The organism is Collimonas sp. GW821-FHT07E08 (assembly GCF_059418905.1).
Map to the genome: position 1 here is coordinate 56,890 of NZ_JBWKQR010000019.1, position 14,778 is coordinate 71,667.

The 14,778-nt window shown below is 56.8% G+C and carries 12 protein-coding genes; 7 read left to right on the forward strand and 5 right to left on the reverse strand.

Translation table 11 applies throughout. The features are described from left to right. Positions 1–231: 231 nt before the first annotated feature. On the reverse strand, positions 232–1,284 hold the full coding sequence (locus tag AC07RZ_RS21170) for an alginate lyase family protein (protein WP_494669470.1): 1,053 nt from the start codon (positions 1,282–1,284) through the stop codon (positions 232–234). A gap of 408 nt (positions 1,285–1,692) precedes the next feature. Next, complete coding sequence (locus tag AC07RZ_RS21175) at positions 1,693–3,810, reverse strand: autotransporter-associated beta strand repeat-containing protein (RefSeq protein ID WP_494669471.1); 2,118 nt, start codon at positions 3,808–3,810, stop codon at positions 1,693–1,695. Positions 3,811–3,989: 179 nt separating this feature from the next. Here AC07RZ_RS21175 and AC07RZ_RS21180 point away from each other — a divergent pair, with 179 nt between their 5' ends. Next, positions 3,990–5,963 (forward strand): acid phosphatase, encoded by a 1,974-nt coding sequence (locus tag AC07RZ_RS21180; protein ID WP_494669472.1) that lies wholly within the window; start codon positions 3,990–3,992, stop codon positions 5,961–5,963. 234 nt (positions 5,964–6,197) lie between these two features. Here the strand turns inward: AC07RZ_RS21180 and pdxR are convergent, their stop codons facing one another. Continuing rightward, positions 6,198–7,697 (reverse strand): MocR-like pyridoxine biosynthesis transcription factor PdxR, encoded by a 1,500-nt coding sequence (pdxR, locus tag AC07RZ_RS21185; RefSeq protein ID WP_494669473.1) that lies wholly within the window; start codon positions 7,695–7,697, stop codon positions 6,198–6,200. A gap of 141 nt (positions 7,698–7,838) precedes the next feature. On the opposite strand from pdxR, the gene AC07RZ_RS21190 reads away from it, so the two are divergent. Further along, positions 7,839–8,477, forward strand: coding sequence for an FMN-binding negative transcriptional regulator (locus AC07RZ_RS21190; RefSeq protein WP_494669474.1), 639 nt, complete (start codon positions 7,839–7,841; stop codon positions 8,475–8,477). A gap of 499 nt (positions 8,478–8,976) precedes the next feature. Here the strand turns inward: AC07RZ_RS21190 and AC07RZ_RS21195 are convergent, their stop codons facing one another. Next, positions 8,977–9,399 carry a DoxX family protein gene (locus tag AC07RZ_RS21195; RefSeq protein ID WP_342831847.1) on the reverse strand — a complete coding sequence of 141 codons (423 nt, stop codon included), beginning with the start codon at positions 9,397–9,399 and terminating at the stop codon, positions 8,977–8,979. Positions 9,400–9,462: 63 nt separating this feature from the next. Then, a complete protein-coding gene (locus tag AC07RZ_RS21200; RefSeq protein ID WP_494669475.1) occupies positions 9,463–10,161 on the reverse strand; it encodes a pirin family protein in 699 nt (232 codons plus the stop codon). A gap of 177 nt (positions 10,162–10,338) precedes the next feature. Here AC07RZ_RS21200 and AC07RZ_RS21205 point away from each other — a divergent pair, with 177 nt between their 5' ends. The 5 genes from AC07RZ_RS21205 to AC07RZ_RS21225 all read left to right on the forward strand — a co-directional run bounded on the left by AC07RZ_RS21205 (position 10,339) and on the right by AC07RZ_RS21225 (position 14,773). Next, entirely contained in the window at positions 10,339–11,280 is a 942-nt protein-coding gene (locus tag AC07RZ_RS21205) for a LysR substrate-binding domain-containing protein (protein WP_494669476.1), read from the forward strand. 318 nt (positions 11,281–11,598) lie between these two features. Then, positions 11,599–11,787 carry a hypothetical protein gene (locus AC07RZ_RS21210; protein WP_342831843.1) on the forward strand — a complete coding sequence of 63 codons (189 nt, stop codon included), beginning with the start codon at positions 11,599–11,601 and terminating at the stop codon, positions 11,785–11,787. Then, on the forward strand, positions 11,777–13,036 hold the full coding sequence (locus tag AC07RZ_RS21215; protein ID WP_494669477.1) for a radical SAM/SPASM domain-containing protein: 1,260 nt from the start codon (positions 11,777–11,779) through the stop codon (positions 13,034–13,036). Before AC07RZ_RS21210 ends, AC07RZ_RS21215 begins: the two co-directional genes overlap by 11 nt. 10 nt (positions 13,037–13,046) lie before the next feature. Next, positions 13,047–13,535, forward strand: a complete 489-nt coding sequence (locus AC07RZ_RS21220) for a pyruvoyl-dependent arginine decarboxylase (RefSeq protein ID WP_494669478.1) — start codon at positions 13,047–13,049, stop codon at positions 13,533–13,535. A gap of 11 nt (positions 13,536–13,546) precedes the next feature. After that, entirely contained in the window at positions 13,547–14,773 is a 1,227-nt protein-coding gene (locus AC07RZ_RS21225; RefSeq protein ID WP_494669479.1) for a radical SAM protein, read from the forward strand. Positions 14,774–14,778 lie beyond the last annotated feature (5 nt).

Consider the following 14,778-nt stretch of genomic DNA (forward strand, 5'->3'; position numbering starts at 1 on the left):
AAGCAGGTGTCCTGCTTGTTTAGCGTGCCTGCAATTTGTTTAGTGCATCTTCGGTGTCGGCATTGCCTCGGACATGCAAAGAAGATGGCTGGCAGCGCAGGAATGCGCCGCTCCTGCAGGTCATCGGGGTTTTGTTTTCGCCGGCGCCCAAGAGTGGCATGTGATGCTTTGCCTATGCGGCAGCGGCATCCGGGTCATCCAATCGCATCTTGGTCTCGAACTTCTGGCAATTCATCGCAACGTATAAGTCAACGTGCCATAGCCGAGTTGATCAAAGCCACCGCTGTTCGGGCCGTAGTTGCCCCCGCCGCCTTCGGGACGCACTTTCTCGGCGAACGCCTTTGTATACGGCGCATCCTGTCCCTTGAGAACCACATAGTGGTTGTAGAACAATTCCCAGACCGGACGGCTATCACCGCGACCGGCGCTGGAAATGACTTCCTGGGTCACGTCGCTGTTACGGTACGGTGTGTAAGGGACATCCTGCCCCAGATTGTATTTGGCGATGTATTCGACCCCCTTCAGGACGCGTTTGTCGTCATAACCGAACATGTCGTCGTGCTGGTTCCACGCCATCTGGCAAAACGCCCCAAGCAATGAAATGTTCAGCGTATTGTGGCCTTGGTCACGCCCGCTCTCCTGCGTCTGCCCTAGTCCGTCCGGATATATTTTCCATACCAGGTGATTGATAGCGCCATTGCCCCCGCCATGCTTGAAGTATTCGATCGCCTCGTCATAGATGTCTCGACGGTCAGCGAGTATGCCGATAGCAATCAAGGAATCCATGTTGGCGAGGTCCCAGTTGGCCCAGTAGTGGTCTATTTTTGCGCCGTTATGCCTGGTCAGGAAATCATGGTTCATCGGATAGAAAATGTTGAGCATCATCGTTTTGAAGCGATTGAAATTACTCTCAGGCCATTTCTTGTATGTGCGCAGGATCTCTGCCGCATTGGCGAACTGATAGCCATAGATTCCGGACGCCAGGAATTTGTCCGAACTCCCGCTTATCCCGGTCAGCGTCGCCGACCAAGCGTCCAGGATGGAAGCAGCCTTGTCGGCATAGGCATCGTCGCCACTTATCTTCCAGCGCAAAGCAAGCGCATAGGCTGCCGCAGCATCGTTGAATAGCGCACTGTAATTCTCTGGATGACCGGCGCCGTCTTTGCCTCGGTAAACCACGACAACAGGACGCGGCGCCCAGTTCAACGATGCATGAGGATTCTTGACAAGAATATTCCATCCATCAAGCCAAGGCTGTGCACTTTGCGCGACTTTGGCTTTCATCCGCTCCAGGTCGGCTTGGGTATGCAAGGCGCCAGGATGTGTAAAGGAATCCGCCCTTGCGGACGCAGCACCCAACGTGGTTATCATTGCTGCACAAATCAGGCTGCTTATTCTGTGTAACGAAAAAGTCATTTCTTCCAACTCCGTGAGAGTAAATCTGTTTACCAGCTCCACCGCATGCCTGCATCCGCCATAACAGTGCGCTGTTGCGCTCCACCGAGACTGGCAGTACAGGTTGCCGTGACAAACGCGCTGGCCGATTTGCTGATTGTTGCGACCAGGCCGGCGTTCAGCTGGCCCGTTGTCTGGTTTGTACCGCTGGAAATTGTTGTCGTGCGGCCAAAAGTGACGGTGTCATGGGAACCTTAGCTGCGCTGGCGGCAGCCCGCGTCTTTCTTCATGGCGCCGTCATTGCACCGTCACGTAGTAACTCGTAGCGTCCTGCCCGCCTACCAAAGAAACGCCGTTGCCGCTGACGCTGGTGAACGTGCCGCTGACGCCGCCCGCAGCTTGCACGACCACGAACCTGGTCCCCGGCGCCGGCGCTGAGGCGAAATTGAGGACCAGGCTGCCGGCCAGAAGCGCCTGTCCGCCGGCCTTGAGCTGATCGGACACGCTGCCGATCGATAATGCAAGGCTGCCGCCCGCTGTCTGTGTGTAGTTGCCGCTGACGTTGATCGCATGCTGGCTGCCAGCGGTTGCCAAGGTCGCGCTGTTGGTGGTGCTGCCGCTGCCCAATGCGGTGTCGCTGGCCACGCTCAGCGTGCCGCCGCTGATCGTGGTGCCGCCACTGTAGCTGCTGGCGCCAGACAGGGTAGTCGTTGCGGCTCCGGCCTGCTTGATCGTACCGCTGCCGCTGATGTTCGACAGGGTGATGGCGGTCGATGTGTTGGCGATAATCAGCGTGCCGTTGTCGACGATGGCGTTGCTGAGGCTGCCGTTGGCCGATTCCGCCGTAAGCAGGCTGCTGTCTCCGGTGTAGGTGGCCACGGTGGTCTGGCGCGTGATAGCGCCATACGGCGCAGCCGCGGTCGGCGCGCCCACCGTCGCCTGCACCGCGCTGACCGGCGCACCGTTGCCGATCTGCAGCGTGGCGCCGGCGCCGATGGTGGTGATGCCGTTGTAGTTCTGCGGCATGGTCAGTATCGCGTAATTGCCGGCGGTGGCGGCGATGGTGAGATTGCCGGTTCCGGTCGAACCGTCGGCATCCGGTCCGCCGCCGCCCCCTGTAATGCCTACGTTGCAGCTGTACTTGCCGTTGTAATCGAACACCAGGGTCGCGCCTCTGTGCAGATTGATATAGGCATTCTTAACCGCCGAATTAGGCGCAGCGGGCGACGGCGCCGAAGGTAGGAAGAACTGACTGGTTGTGCCGTCGCCCCACTGGGTCGTGCCGCCCTCGATGTTGATGCCGCGGAAGCTGGAGTGATCACCGCCGGTGAGGCTGCCAGAGACATTTTGCACCAGCATGGTATTCAAGCTGGGGTCGCTTAAGGCTGGCTTAAGCTGGTCGCCGCTGTTGCTATAGCTGTAGATGCCCGAAAAAATCACCAGGCCGGAGTTGGTGTTGATATCGTCGCCGTAATGGCTTTCCCAAATGGTTTTCGGATACTTCAGCTGGTGGAGCGCGGTATCGCCGAACAAGCCCTCCGGGGCCGCCGTGATGAAAGACTCGTTGCTGAAAATGGTCGCATTCGGCATCGAAAAAATGACATGGTCGACGCCGAAATAACCGCCGTAGAGTTGCGAGTAGACACCGCTGAATGGATTGTCGCCGACGAAACGGACGGTGCCGCCGGTAGTGCCGACGGGCGGACGCCGGATGACGCCGCTGCCGCTCAGGATGCCCATGTTGAGTGTCGGGCCGGATTCAAGGACCAGAGTGCCGTCGATCTGGAAATTGTCGAGATTGATCGTGGTGCCGGCAGTGTTGGGAATATAGCTGCCAATGCTGCCGCCGGTGGATGACGGCGTGCCCAGCTGCAATGTGGCGCCTGCATTGACTATCACCGCCGGCGGATTGGGATTGTGGATGACCCAGTAATGCACATGGTTGGGATCGGTGGGGCTCTTGGTCTGCGTGGCGGTCTCGGTTTGTTGCGAGGCCGGCAGCGTGAAGCTGCTGTCGGCGGTGAGCACCAGGGTGCCTGATCCGCTCGGCGCGCGGACCGTGAGTGTACCGCTGCCGGAAATGATTCCGCTGTAAGTTGTCGTCCCGGAGGGGACGTCGACGACGGAATCGCCATTGAGGACGACGTTCTGGTTTGCCAGGATCGCGGCGCTGATGTCGATCAGCGCCGCCGTTGTCGCCGGCGTGGCAGTCGATCCGGTGGTTGTCGTATTGGTGCCGGTGCTGCCCGTGGAAGTCGTTGAGTTGTTGCCGCTTACGGTACTGGTCGTGGCGGGCGTCGCTGGACTGGCGGTGTTCGCAGCGCTGTTGCTGGCGCCGTCGCCGCCCCCGCAGGCGGTGAGCGTCGAGATCCAGGCAGCGACGATGGCCAGCGGAACGAGGTTTTTTATTCTCATGACTCAGAGCAGGGAAGTAATCAATGCCTCGCTCTAAGCATGGATTGTGCCTGACAAAAAACGACATGCATTCCGATGAACGCCATTGCCATTCAAATGCAGGCTGCAACGTCATGCTGTCGTAGCATTTGGCAACTATCATCCCTTCGTTTTATTTCTGATAAATGAAGGCATAGAAAATGCGACTACGACAATCCTTCCTGCGTCGCCCGCTGGCGCTCGCCATCAGTGCATCCATGGCATTGACAGCTTGCGGTGGAGGATCAGATCAACTCGAGACTCCGCAATCCACGCCATCGGCACTGGTCATTCCGCCGCCGCCGGCGGACCCGGGCTATGTCGACACAGCGCCAGTTGCCGCATCGATCCCTGCTTTTGTCGATAATGTGGCGAGCAACCAGCGCGGGGATGCACGCTATGCGACTCTGGAAACGAATGCTGGCGTACGTGTTCTAGCGGGCTTCAAGGAAATATGGCAGCCGCTCACCGATATTGTCGACGCTGGCGTCACCGCGCCCGCCGTCGGTAATTTTCCCGCCATTGCGCCGTCGGCCTGGACAGGTATTCCGAACGATGGAACCCCGGGCGGCACGATACTCAATGCAGCCGTGCACAACGCGAACATCCAGTATGTAGTCACTGCGACGTCCAATCGCACTTCTGCTCAGGCAGCGGCCGCTTACCTGGACGATCGTCGCGGCAAAGGATATAGCGTCACTGATGGCATGGGCCCGCTGACGACTGCATGGCGCCAGGCGGCGCAACAGGCTACAAGCATTACGGCGGTCCCGGCCGACGCCACCACTGTTTTGTACAATGACAGCGGTAACAATACCGGTGTCGGCGGCAGCGCCAATCCGGCATTTGGTGGAGTTGTCGATTTTATCAACGCCATGGGCAACAACGGATCAACAGAACCAGCCAAACGTTTTTACAAGTATGCTCGGCCATTTCGCTGGAGCAGCAGCGTGGTTGTGGTGCCTGCCCTGGTGCCGGCGAAGAGCCCGACACCCGCAACGGATGGCGGTTTTACCAGCGGCCATTCGGCGGAGGCCACCCGCGACGCAGTGGCGATGGCCTATGCCGTTCCTGAACGGTTCCAGGAGATTATCAGCCGCGGCCTGGAATTGGGAGAAAACCGGATTCTGGCTGGCATGCACTCGCCATTGGACGTGATGAGCGGACGCGTACTTGGCCAAGCCGTGGTTGCTGCCAATCTGGCCGATCCAGCTAATGCGGCTGCAAAAACTGCTGCTGTTGCACAGGCCCATGCCGCGCTTATGGCGCAAACCAATACAACTGCCGACACCTTTAATGCTTTTGCTCACTCTGCTAACGCTACCACAGACCGGTTTGCAGATTATGCGAGCAACAAGGCAAATTATTTGCGCCGCACGACTTATGGTTTTGCACAAATAGGCGCAACTACCGCGCCCGCCAATGTACCCAAAGGCGCCGAGGTGCTGTTGGAGACGCGCTTGCCTTACCTCAGCGATGTCCAGCGCCGGGTAGTGTTGAAAACCACGGCGATTGCCTCCGGATATCCGGTTCTGGATGACGCCGAAGGCTGGGGACGCCTCAATCTTTTTGCCGCGGCAGACGGATATGCGGCCTTCAATGGCAATGTCGTGGTATCGATGGACGCCAGCAAGGGAGGTTTTTACGCCGTTGATAACTGGCGTAACGATATATCAGGTGCGGGTAAGCTGACGAAGCAAGGAAGCGGAGTCTTGAAACTGAGCGGCAACAATACCTGGAGCGGCGGCGCGCAGCTGGAGGCGGGGACGCTGGAAGGGGATTCCGTGTCAGCCTTTGGTGCGAGCGATGTGTACGTCAGCGGCGGTACGCTGGCAAGCAATGCGCCTGGCGCACTGACAATCCGCGGGAAATATACGCAACTGGCGAACAGCACATTGGAACTGAATTTAGGGAACGGCCAGCAGGGAACACTTGCCGTCGTAGGAAACATGACCATTGCTGGCGGCACTCTTCATGTCAAGTTCCAGGGAGGCTATAAACCTGCCGTTGGCGACACGATCAATATCATTGCAGCGACGAGTCTTAAAGGGAAATTCGACACGATTTCTGTGGACGGTTTTTCTGCGACGCCGTTATACGGCAATACGGGATTGCAATTGCGTATTGGCGCCTAAAGTGCTCGTATTGACTTTGGATGCGCATTGCTTGGTTCCTCTCTCTGTCCCACTCCATAAAGGAGGCATTCGTCAGTGCCAACGGAAGAGGTAAACATTTGAATCAAGCTTTTTCTTTCTTGAATCTTCATTTTCCAATTCGTGAAGCTCAAGAATTGCACAAGCAATTCAGGAAATACGCGCTGCAAGAGCTTATGGTGCAATGTAATCCAACGGTGCCGATGCCGCGTGACCTTATCGCGTGGTCTTTTTCATCGACATAATGATTTCGGCAAGGACCCGAACCGCAGTCTCCATCTGCTCGTTGCTGTATCCGCCTAAACCGAGGACGAGTCCTGGGCGGCCATTGCCCTCCGAATACATTGGAGACACAGCGCGCACGGCGACTCCAGCCTCCACGGCGCGTGACGCCAGCAGGACGTCATCGATACCGCGCGCTAGCCAGAGCACCAGGTGCATGCCCTGATCGCTTGGCTGCAGCCATCCAAGATCCTTGGGAATCCAGCGCGCGAGCATGCCTGCCAGCTGGTTTCGGCGGTCGGCGTATACCCCGCGAATGCGTCGGATATGCCGGTCCAGGTGACCTTCGGTGATGAACGCGGCGAGGACGTGCTGGTCGGCGCTTGGTGTATGCCGGTCCATCAATACGCGCGCACCGCAGAAGGCGGGCACCAAGACTTCTGGAACAATGGCGTAGCCAAGGCGCAGCGACGGAAACAGGATCTTGCTGAAGGTGCCGAGGTAGACGACGCGATCCGGCGCAAGTCCCTGCAGTGACGGAAACGGATGTCCGGCATAGCGCAGTTCACTGTCGTAGTCGTCCTCTACGATCCAGGCGCCGTTCTTCTTTGCCCAAGCCAGCAGCGCATTCCTGCGCCCCATGCTCATCGGCATTCCCAACGGATATTGGTGCGAAGGCGTGACGAATGCGGCACGCGCATCCTTTGCCATCGCCATGCCGGCGTCGACGTCGATGCCGGCATCGTCAACTGGGACGCGCACCATGCGATCCTGCCGCCCTGTGCTTTCGAGAATTCCGGTAATGCCCCGATAGGCGGGGTCTTCCACCCATGCGATGTCGGTGGCGCCCAGCAGCACCTGGCAGGCGACGTACAACCCTTGCTGGGTTCCCGCCGTGATGATGACTTGTTCAGCACTGCACTGTACCGAGCGCGACCTCCGCACATACTCTGCCACGGCTTCCCGCAGGACCTTGACGCCCTGAGGATCGTCATAGCCCGAGGGCGCGCCTGGTCCCCGGGCGCGGATGCGGTTGCCGAGTCGTCGCCACGCTGCATCGGGCGCTGCCGGGCCGCTGGGAACGGAAACGGCAAAGGGTACCGGCGGGAGCGGCTTGAATTGCTCCGCGACTTTGGCGAAGGCGGCTGCAGGCGCCGGAAGTGGGGTAGGCGTCGTGTTTGCCGCCGGCTTTTGCGAACCGCTGGCAGCTGGCCGCGATTGGGCCAGCGCGGAAGCGACTCGCGTGCCCGCCCTTGGTTGTGCATCGAGAAATCCCTCGGCGATCAGCTGTTCGTACGCCTCCATGACGGTGCCGCGCGCGATATCGAGCGCGCCCGCCAGCTGGCGGGTCGAAGGCAGAAGGTCGCCAGGTTTCAAGTTGCCGGTGCGTATTGCCTCGCGCAGGGCGTGCGTCAATTGGCGGCCGAGATGGCCGCTGGCACGGTCCAAGCCGCTGATGGGCGGCAAATCAACAGCTTGGGGGCGTCGCGGCATACGATTCTGGCCTGCTAAAATTGATCAATTGTGGATCTACATAGTAATCCAGAAAATAACCATAATCCAGATTGGATAACCAGCCATTACTGCCTGCAAAGGCATGAGCGTTGCAACCAGGTTAAAACCGGGAGAACTGACATGTATGTACCCACCCATTTCGATGAGCCTCGTATAGACGTGCTGCACGACCTCATCAGGCAACATCCCTTTGGAATACTGTTCACGCATGGCGCAAGTGGACTGGATGCCAACCATATTCCTTTTGAACTCGATCCCCAGCAGGGCGAGATGGGTGTGCTGCATGCCCATGTGGCGCGCGCCAATCCGGTGTGGAGGGACGTATCCGACGGCGATGAGGTACTGGTGGTGTTTCGCGTCGCCGATGCGTATGTTTCGCCCACTTGGTATCCGTCCAAGCATGAGTTCCACAAGCAGGTGCCCACCTGGAATTACGTGGTGGCTCATGCCTACGGACGCATCGCCATCCGCGACGATGAGCGCTTCGTGCGCGGCCTGGTTGCCCGCCTGACCCGAACCCATGAAGCGTCGCAGCCGACGCCGTGGAAGATGACGGACAGCTCCAAGGAGTACATTGACACGATGCTCAAGGCCATCGTCGGTCTGGAGATCGAAATCACGCGCCTTGTGGGCAAGTCAAAACTGAGCCAGAACAAAGAAGTGCGTGACATCCGTGGCGTCGGCGAGGCGCTCAAGGCCCAAGGTGATCGTGTGATCGGTGACGCCATGCTGGCTTGTGCCGACGCCAAGTCGCCATGAATTTTCTACCTGTTTGCAATCAGAGCTCACGGTTCGGTCGACGTCGGCTTTCACCTGAAAGACGTCAATGCCGTGCCGAAGACCCGGGAACGAGATCCTAACCTGTTGGCGCTGGCTGCAGAATGCCGGATGCATGGCCGGCGCGATTACAGAAATGAGCCCGTCCGGTAGAAAACCATTGTTGCCATACATATCGATATTTTCAACTGAAAGCGAACAATAAAGTCTGTCGGGGCAACCGCGATTTTTAAATTTTCAGTCAAAACGGACAACATAGTCTGTCGAGCCCTTTGTGGGCGCGCTTTGCTAGGGTAAGCCGGCGGGGTGGCAAGGCAGGTGCCTCCCTGTGTTTCACTCCTGGCCAGCAAAAATTCTCTTTGTCGCAGGGAGCAGGCAAGTATATTCGGCAAAAAATCGCGGACATGGATCAGAGCATGATCCATGTCCCTTCGGATTCGCGGGCCTGCGTTGAACAGGTCGGTAGTCCGGTGCGCAGTTGTCAGGCGTGTTTCCCTTGCGGCCCCAAGGCTTGCCTGCCTGCCGCGCTGTCGAGGCTGACCGGGCCGGCGCCGAAGTAGGCGATGTTGAGCAAGCCTCCCACCAACATGATGTTCTTGAGGAAGTGGATCATCTGGTTCTGATCCGCAAAATTGTGGTGGAAGAAAATCGCTGTCGCCAACGTGAACAAGGCCATCAAGGGGGCAACCAGGCGCGTGCGGTATCCCAGCAGGAGCAAGGCGCCGCCGCCGGCTTCCATCAGCACCGCGATGGCAAAGCCCAATCCGGCCAGCGGCAAGCCGACGCTGGCGATGTAGCCGACGGTAGCTTCATAGGAAGTCAGTTTTCCGAGGCCGCTCATGATGAAGGGGGCGCCGATGAGGATACGTCCGATCAAAGGCAGGTATTTGTTAGGTGTGGACATGATGTGCTCCTTAAAGAAAATGAAAGATAAGAAATAAAAAGCAAGAAATAAAAAATGGGAAAATCAAGCTGCATCAACAAGAACAACTTCCGCATCGTCGATTGCTGCGACGACGATCTTTGAAACATCCTTGGCCGCGATGCCGTCGCGTGCATCGAGGCGCAATCCGTTAACTGAAACCGCGCCGCGCGCGACCACCAGGTAGCCGTGGCGGGAAGCGCCGATTTCATACCCGATGGACTGGCCGCGTGTGATCGTTGCGCCAAGCACGCGCGCGTCGGCTTCGATGGCAATCGCTTCCTTGTCGCCAGGCAGGCCGCTCGCCAGCACTACCCAGCGATTGGCCCGTTCGGCCTTGGGAAAAGGCTTGGCCGACCAGCGCGGCGCGATGCCGAGGCGACGTGGACGCAGCCAGATCTGGAAAAGCTTCAGCGGCCCGCTGCCGGGATTGGTTTCCGAGTGGCGGATGCCGCTGCCCGCGGAAAATGCCTGGACGTTGCCCGCGGCAATCTGGCCGCGTCCGCCGGTCGTGTCTGTATGTTCGAGCAGACCCTCTCTGACATAGGTCACGATTTCCATGTCGCGATGGCCATGCATGGGAAATCCTGTGCCGGGCGCGACTTCGTCGTCGTTCAAGACCACCAGGCTCCCCAATGGCTCGTGAGCCGCATTGTTATGCCCGTGCAGCGCGAAATGATGCTTGGCCTTCAGCCAGGTCAAGTCGCTGCCGGCGAGTGAATCCAGATTTCGAATTTGCAGCATGTTGCTCTCCAAGAATCGCCAAGTAGGTGTGCTCTTATTGCCAAGTGCCGTTGCACCTTGCCTTGCGAGTTGATGAAGCCATCATAGTCCAGCAACAAACCGGGATTAATGGGTTGAAATAGAATGGATATTTGTCGAAAATAGAAAAATAAATGGAATCAACCAATGGGGGCGGGTATGACACCAATCAATGACCTGAATAACCTTGTCTTTTTCGCAAAGGTCGTCGATGCCGGCAGCTATTCCGCTGCAGCCGAGGCGCTCGGCATGCAGACCTCCAAGCTGAGCCGGCGCGTCAGCGCGCTGGAAGCGGAGCTGGGGGTGCGCTTGCTCAACCGCACTACGCGCAAGCTTTCCCTGACCGAGATCGGCAAGACCTTTTATGGCCATTGCGTGGCCTTGATCGCGGAAGCGCAGTCGGCAAAAGACGCCGTGCACCAGACGCTATCGTCGCCGCAGGGATTAATACGCATGAGCTGCCCGGTCGGACTTCTCCAGGGCGGCCTGGCCGACATCCTCGCCAAGTTCCTGGCTGCCGAACCGCAGGTACGCATCGCGCTCGACGCGACCAATCGCCGCGTCGATGTCGTCGATGAAGGAATCGACATCGCCATTCGTGTCAGGGTGCCGCCGCTGGAAGACTCGGACCTCGCCATGCGCGCCTTCGGGCCATCGAAAATGATCCTGGTCGCCAGCCCCAAGCTGGTGCTCCGGCATGGCATGCCTGCGCAACTGGCGGACCTGGCAAAAATGCCTATCGTCGCCATGGGCTATGCCGGCGACAAGGTCACCTGGCGTTCTCAAGACAAGGATGGCAATTCCGAAGAACTCGTGCACACGCCGCGCCTGCACACGGACGACCTGCTCACGCTACGCGCCGCTGCATTGCAAGGCATAGGCGTCGCCTATATGCCTGCGCTAGCGGTGGTGGAAGAATTGGAAACCGGCACGCTGATCAGGCTGCTGCCGCAATTAAGCGCGCGCTCGGGCATCATCCACGCCGTATTTCCGTCACGGCGCGGGATGATTCCAGCTGTCAGGACCTTGCTCGATTTCCTTGCTGCGGAGCTGGCGGAGGATTCCTGGCATCCTTTGGTGCGGGAGGGCAAGGAAACGTAGGCAAGCGTATAGCAATTATTCATCTTGTTGAAACCGGATATGATCGATTTTCTCGCACTGCCCGCTGTTCAACCCGACCGATCTCAAATCAGATCCCGCATGCCCGTTCGAGGTGGCCGTCCTCGCGGAAGGTCTCCAATTGGATTGATGGTTATAGCCAAGCGGCGAGGCAGATGCCGGACTATTTCAAGGGAGCAGATCAATTCCTACCTGTCAAAACTGTCAGTTCTTATTTCCCGAAACCGACATATATTGAATTTGCTAGGTATTTGCTAAATATTTGTTGTCATCCCTCCATCGAAACTAAAGGAAGCAGCCATGACTAAATCAAATAGCAATCACGAGCAAGGATTGAAATTGAATCTTTCCGATGCACAACGCGAAGAATTGGTGCGATTCATTACTGAAAACGGTCACGCAAAACTGGACATTGATCTTTTATTTGAAGGCAATGTTTCGGCTAAAACGATTGCTCCAGTCGCTGTATTGGTAGGCAATGCCATCTAATTCCGTGCCGGTTAGTCGAGGCGTGCCGGATGTGCGTATTCGACGAGAAGAATTCGGGTACGTATTAGCATTTGGCACAGGAGAAATAGGTTTTTATAACGACGAAGTCGCCTCCCGATTGCTGCACGGCGCGGCGCGGGAAGAACTTGAACCCTATAGATTGCATGCCATTCCGGTACGCGACGAATTTCACCTGAGCGCCCCGTTGATCGTATGGTTCGAAATCACCCGTTCGTGCAACTTGTCATGCCGGCACTGTTATATTGAAGCCGGGAAGCCCAGGAAAAATGAGTTATCGACGCCTGAGATTTTCAATGCATTGGATCAGTTAAAAGCAGCAGGTGTCTTTGCATTGGTGCTGGTCGGCGGCGAGCCGATGCAACATCCTGATTTTTTGCAAATACTCAATTACGCACATGCGTTGGGCTTTGTCATCTCGATAGCGACAAATGGCGCTTATATCACCCAAGAATTAATCGATGTTCTGCCGCGAGAAGAATGCGTGGTCAGCGTCAGCATCGACGGCATGGCATTTCATAAGGAAATGCGCATTCGCTCTACCTGGGAAGATTTGCGCGAACGCATACTTCTGCTTCGCAAGAACAATATTCCAACCGCCATCATGTCGACGCAAGCGGATCGCAATGTCGAGGAACTGCACTCGATTTTAGCGTTTGCGCGTGAGAACCTGTGTTTCTTCGGATCGACGCCATTTAGTCCAATTGGACGCGGACGATTCTTTGCCGAATACCAGCCGAAACCCGATATCGTCGAGCAAGCTGCCCAGCTTTATATCGCCGACAAGCGTCACGACCAAATCATGAACGATACCGTGGGATTGTGCGTTGCCAAGTTCCTCGACGAATGCCATCGCATCGCGCAAGCGACCGGGCGTGAATTTTGCGGCGTCGCGATGGCATATCTGCTAAGCGATGGCTCGCTTTATCCATGTTCGATTTGCGCCTCGAATGAAAAATTCGGCGCCGGCAACATACGCGACAAATCATTCAAACATATTTGGGAAAACTCGTTCAGCGGAATTCGTCAATTTACCTACGACAAATTCAAGGAATGTCCGAATTGCGAACTGTCCCGCGATCCATACTATTGCACCTCGCGCTGTCCCGTGATGGCAGAAGTGCATACGGGCGATGAATTGGGTTGCGGCGCCACGCCGTTTATCAAAGCAAGCTTGAAGAGACGAACGCAGTTATTGCAAACAGAGTTTCCGGAACCGGCTGGCGATTAGCGTCGATAGCATGAAGCGAACGATACCCGTCATTTCCAGCATCGGCACTGGACAGACTGAGTTGTCCGCATACGATGACGCCTTGTGGAAGGCCGGGATTGGCAACTGCAACCTGATCCCGCTCTCCAGCGTCATCCCACCGGCGTGGGCGCCGCGCAGCAACGCCCGACTCGACTTTATTCCCCGCTGGGGCAACCGTTTATATGTAGTGCAAGCAATGTGCACGGCGGGCGACAATGCACGCATTGGGCTTGCCGCCGGCATCGGGTGGGCGATATTCGATCATGGAGGCGGAGTATTCGTGGAACATCACGCGGTTTCGTCCGATGCAGATCATGCGTTACGGGATGTCGAACGACAAATCGCGCTTTCAATCGATGATCTTTGCCATCGGCGCGATGCGCTTCCTGTGATTCAGGGAAAAATGACCACATCGACTACTGCGCACGTTCCTAGCTGCGCATTGGTGGTCGCCGTGTTCAAGGAAGAGGATTGGTGAGAAATCCGATCATGGATATTCGCAATAGGATCGACACAACAGGCAACGAACCCATTTCCTATGACGAACATGGCGACATCCCGTTCGAGCTGCCGTTCCGCCAAATCGAAGCAAAAGATATCAGCCTTTATCTACAACTCGATACCACGGTCGGCAAGAAAACTTGCCGGCAAGCGTGCGCCCATTGCTTCTACATCAACCAGCCCGAGGCGGCCAATCGTTCAATCGACTTGCTAGAAGGAAGACGCATCATGGACGACCTTGGCAATCAAGGTTATCGCGTCTTTCCCATGATCTCGGACAGTTTCAGCGCCAACGGTGCATTTTTGCGACTATTCGGCAATACGCATAACCGCGACTTTCATCAAGAGCACGATTGCAAACCGACTAAAACCATGCAGAGGGGCGATATGTGGACCAGCGGCGCCCCGCTGCTGGACGCTAACTGGAAAGATTATTTGTGGACCGGCATCGAAAACGGCTTTGGCAATGTCACCATCACCTTTCATGGTGTCCTGGATGAAAACTTGACGCTCATGCCGGCCCGCACTTATCCAATCAAAGGGGTATTTCACGGACAGGATTGCGAACGGGTCATGGCGCGCATCCACGAATTCAACGCCGAACTGGATGCCGCCAGTCGGCAGCCGCTAAACATCAATCTTGGCGTAACAATCGGCAAGCATAATCACGGCCGCGAGCACTTGATCCGATATGTGCAATATTTTTCAAAGTGGCGTATTTCAGTATTGCGCTTTAATACATTCCACGATCATGGATGGCGATTGCCGCATCTGCCGTTAACGAGAGATGAAATTGCGCAGTGGTATCGAGATTTGAAGTGGGTACATGAGAATCTGCCTCTCGATTTCCAACTTGGCGTCGACGAGGATTTCGGTAGCAATGGCATTGGCGTGATGGATTTTCCTCCACATGTCGGCTGGTGCCGCGCCGGACGGCAGCTTTTCGCTATCGTTCCCGACACGCCGGAGGAAATTGGCGTGAGCGAATTCAGCCGCAAAGAAAAGATCGGATCGATAGCGGCATGCGTCGATGCGTTCAAACCTATCGTCGGCAAGTTGGTGCGCGAAACGCCATTGCGATTTGGCGCACCCCGCTATCATCTGGAGTTTTTTTATGACGTCATTGACGAACTGACCCGCAAGCGACTGAATGGAAGCTACCAGGATGGCTGCTTTGCGGCGGAAATGCTCCAGGAACAAAAGGGCAAGCTGTAAATAGT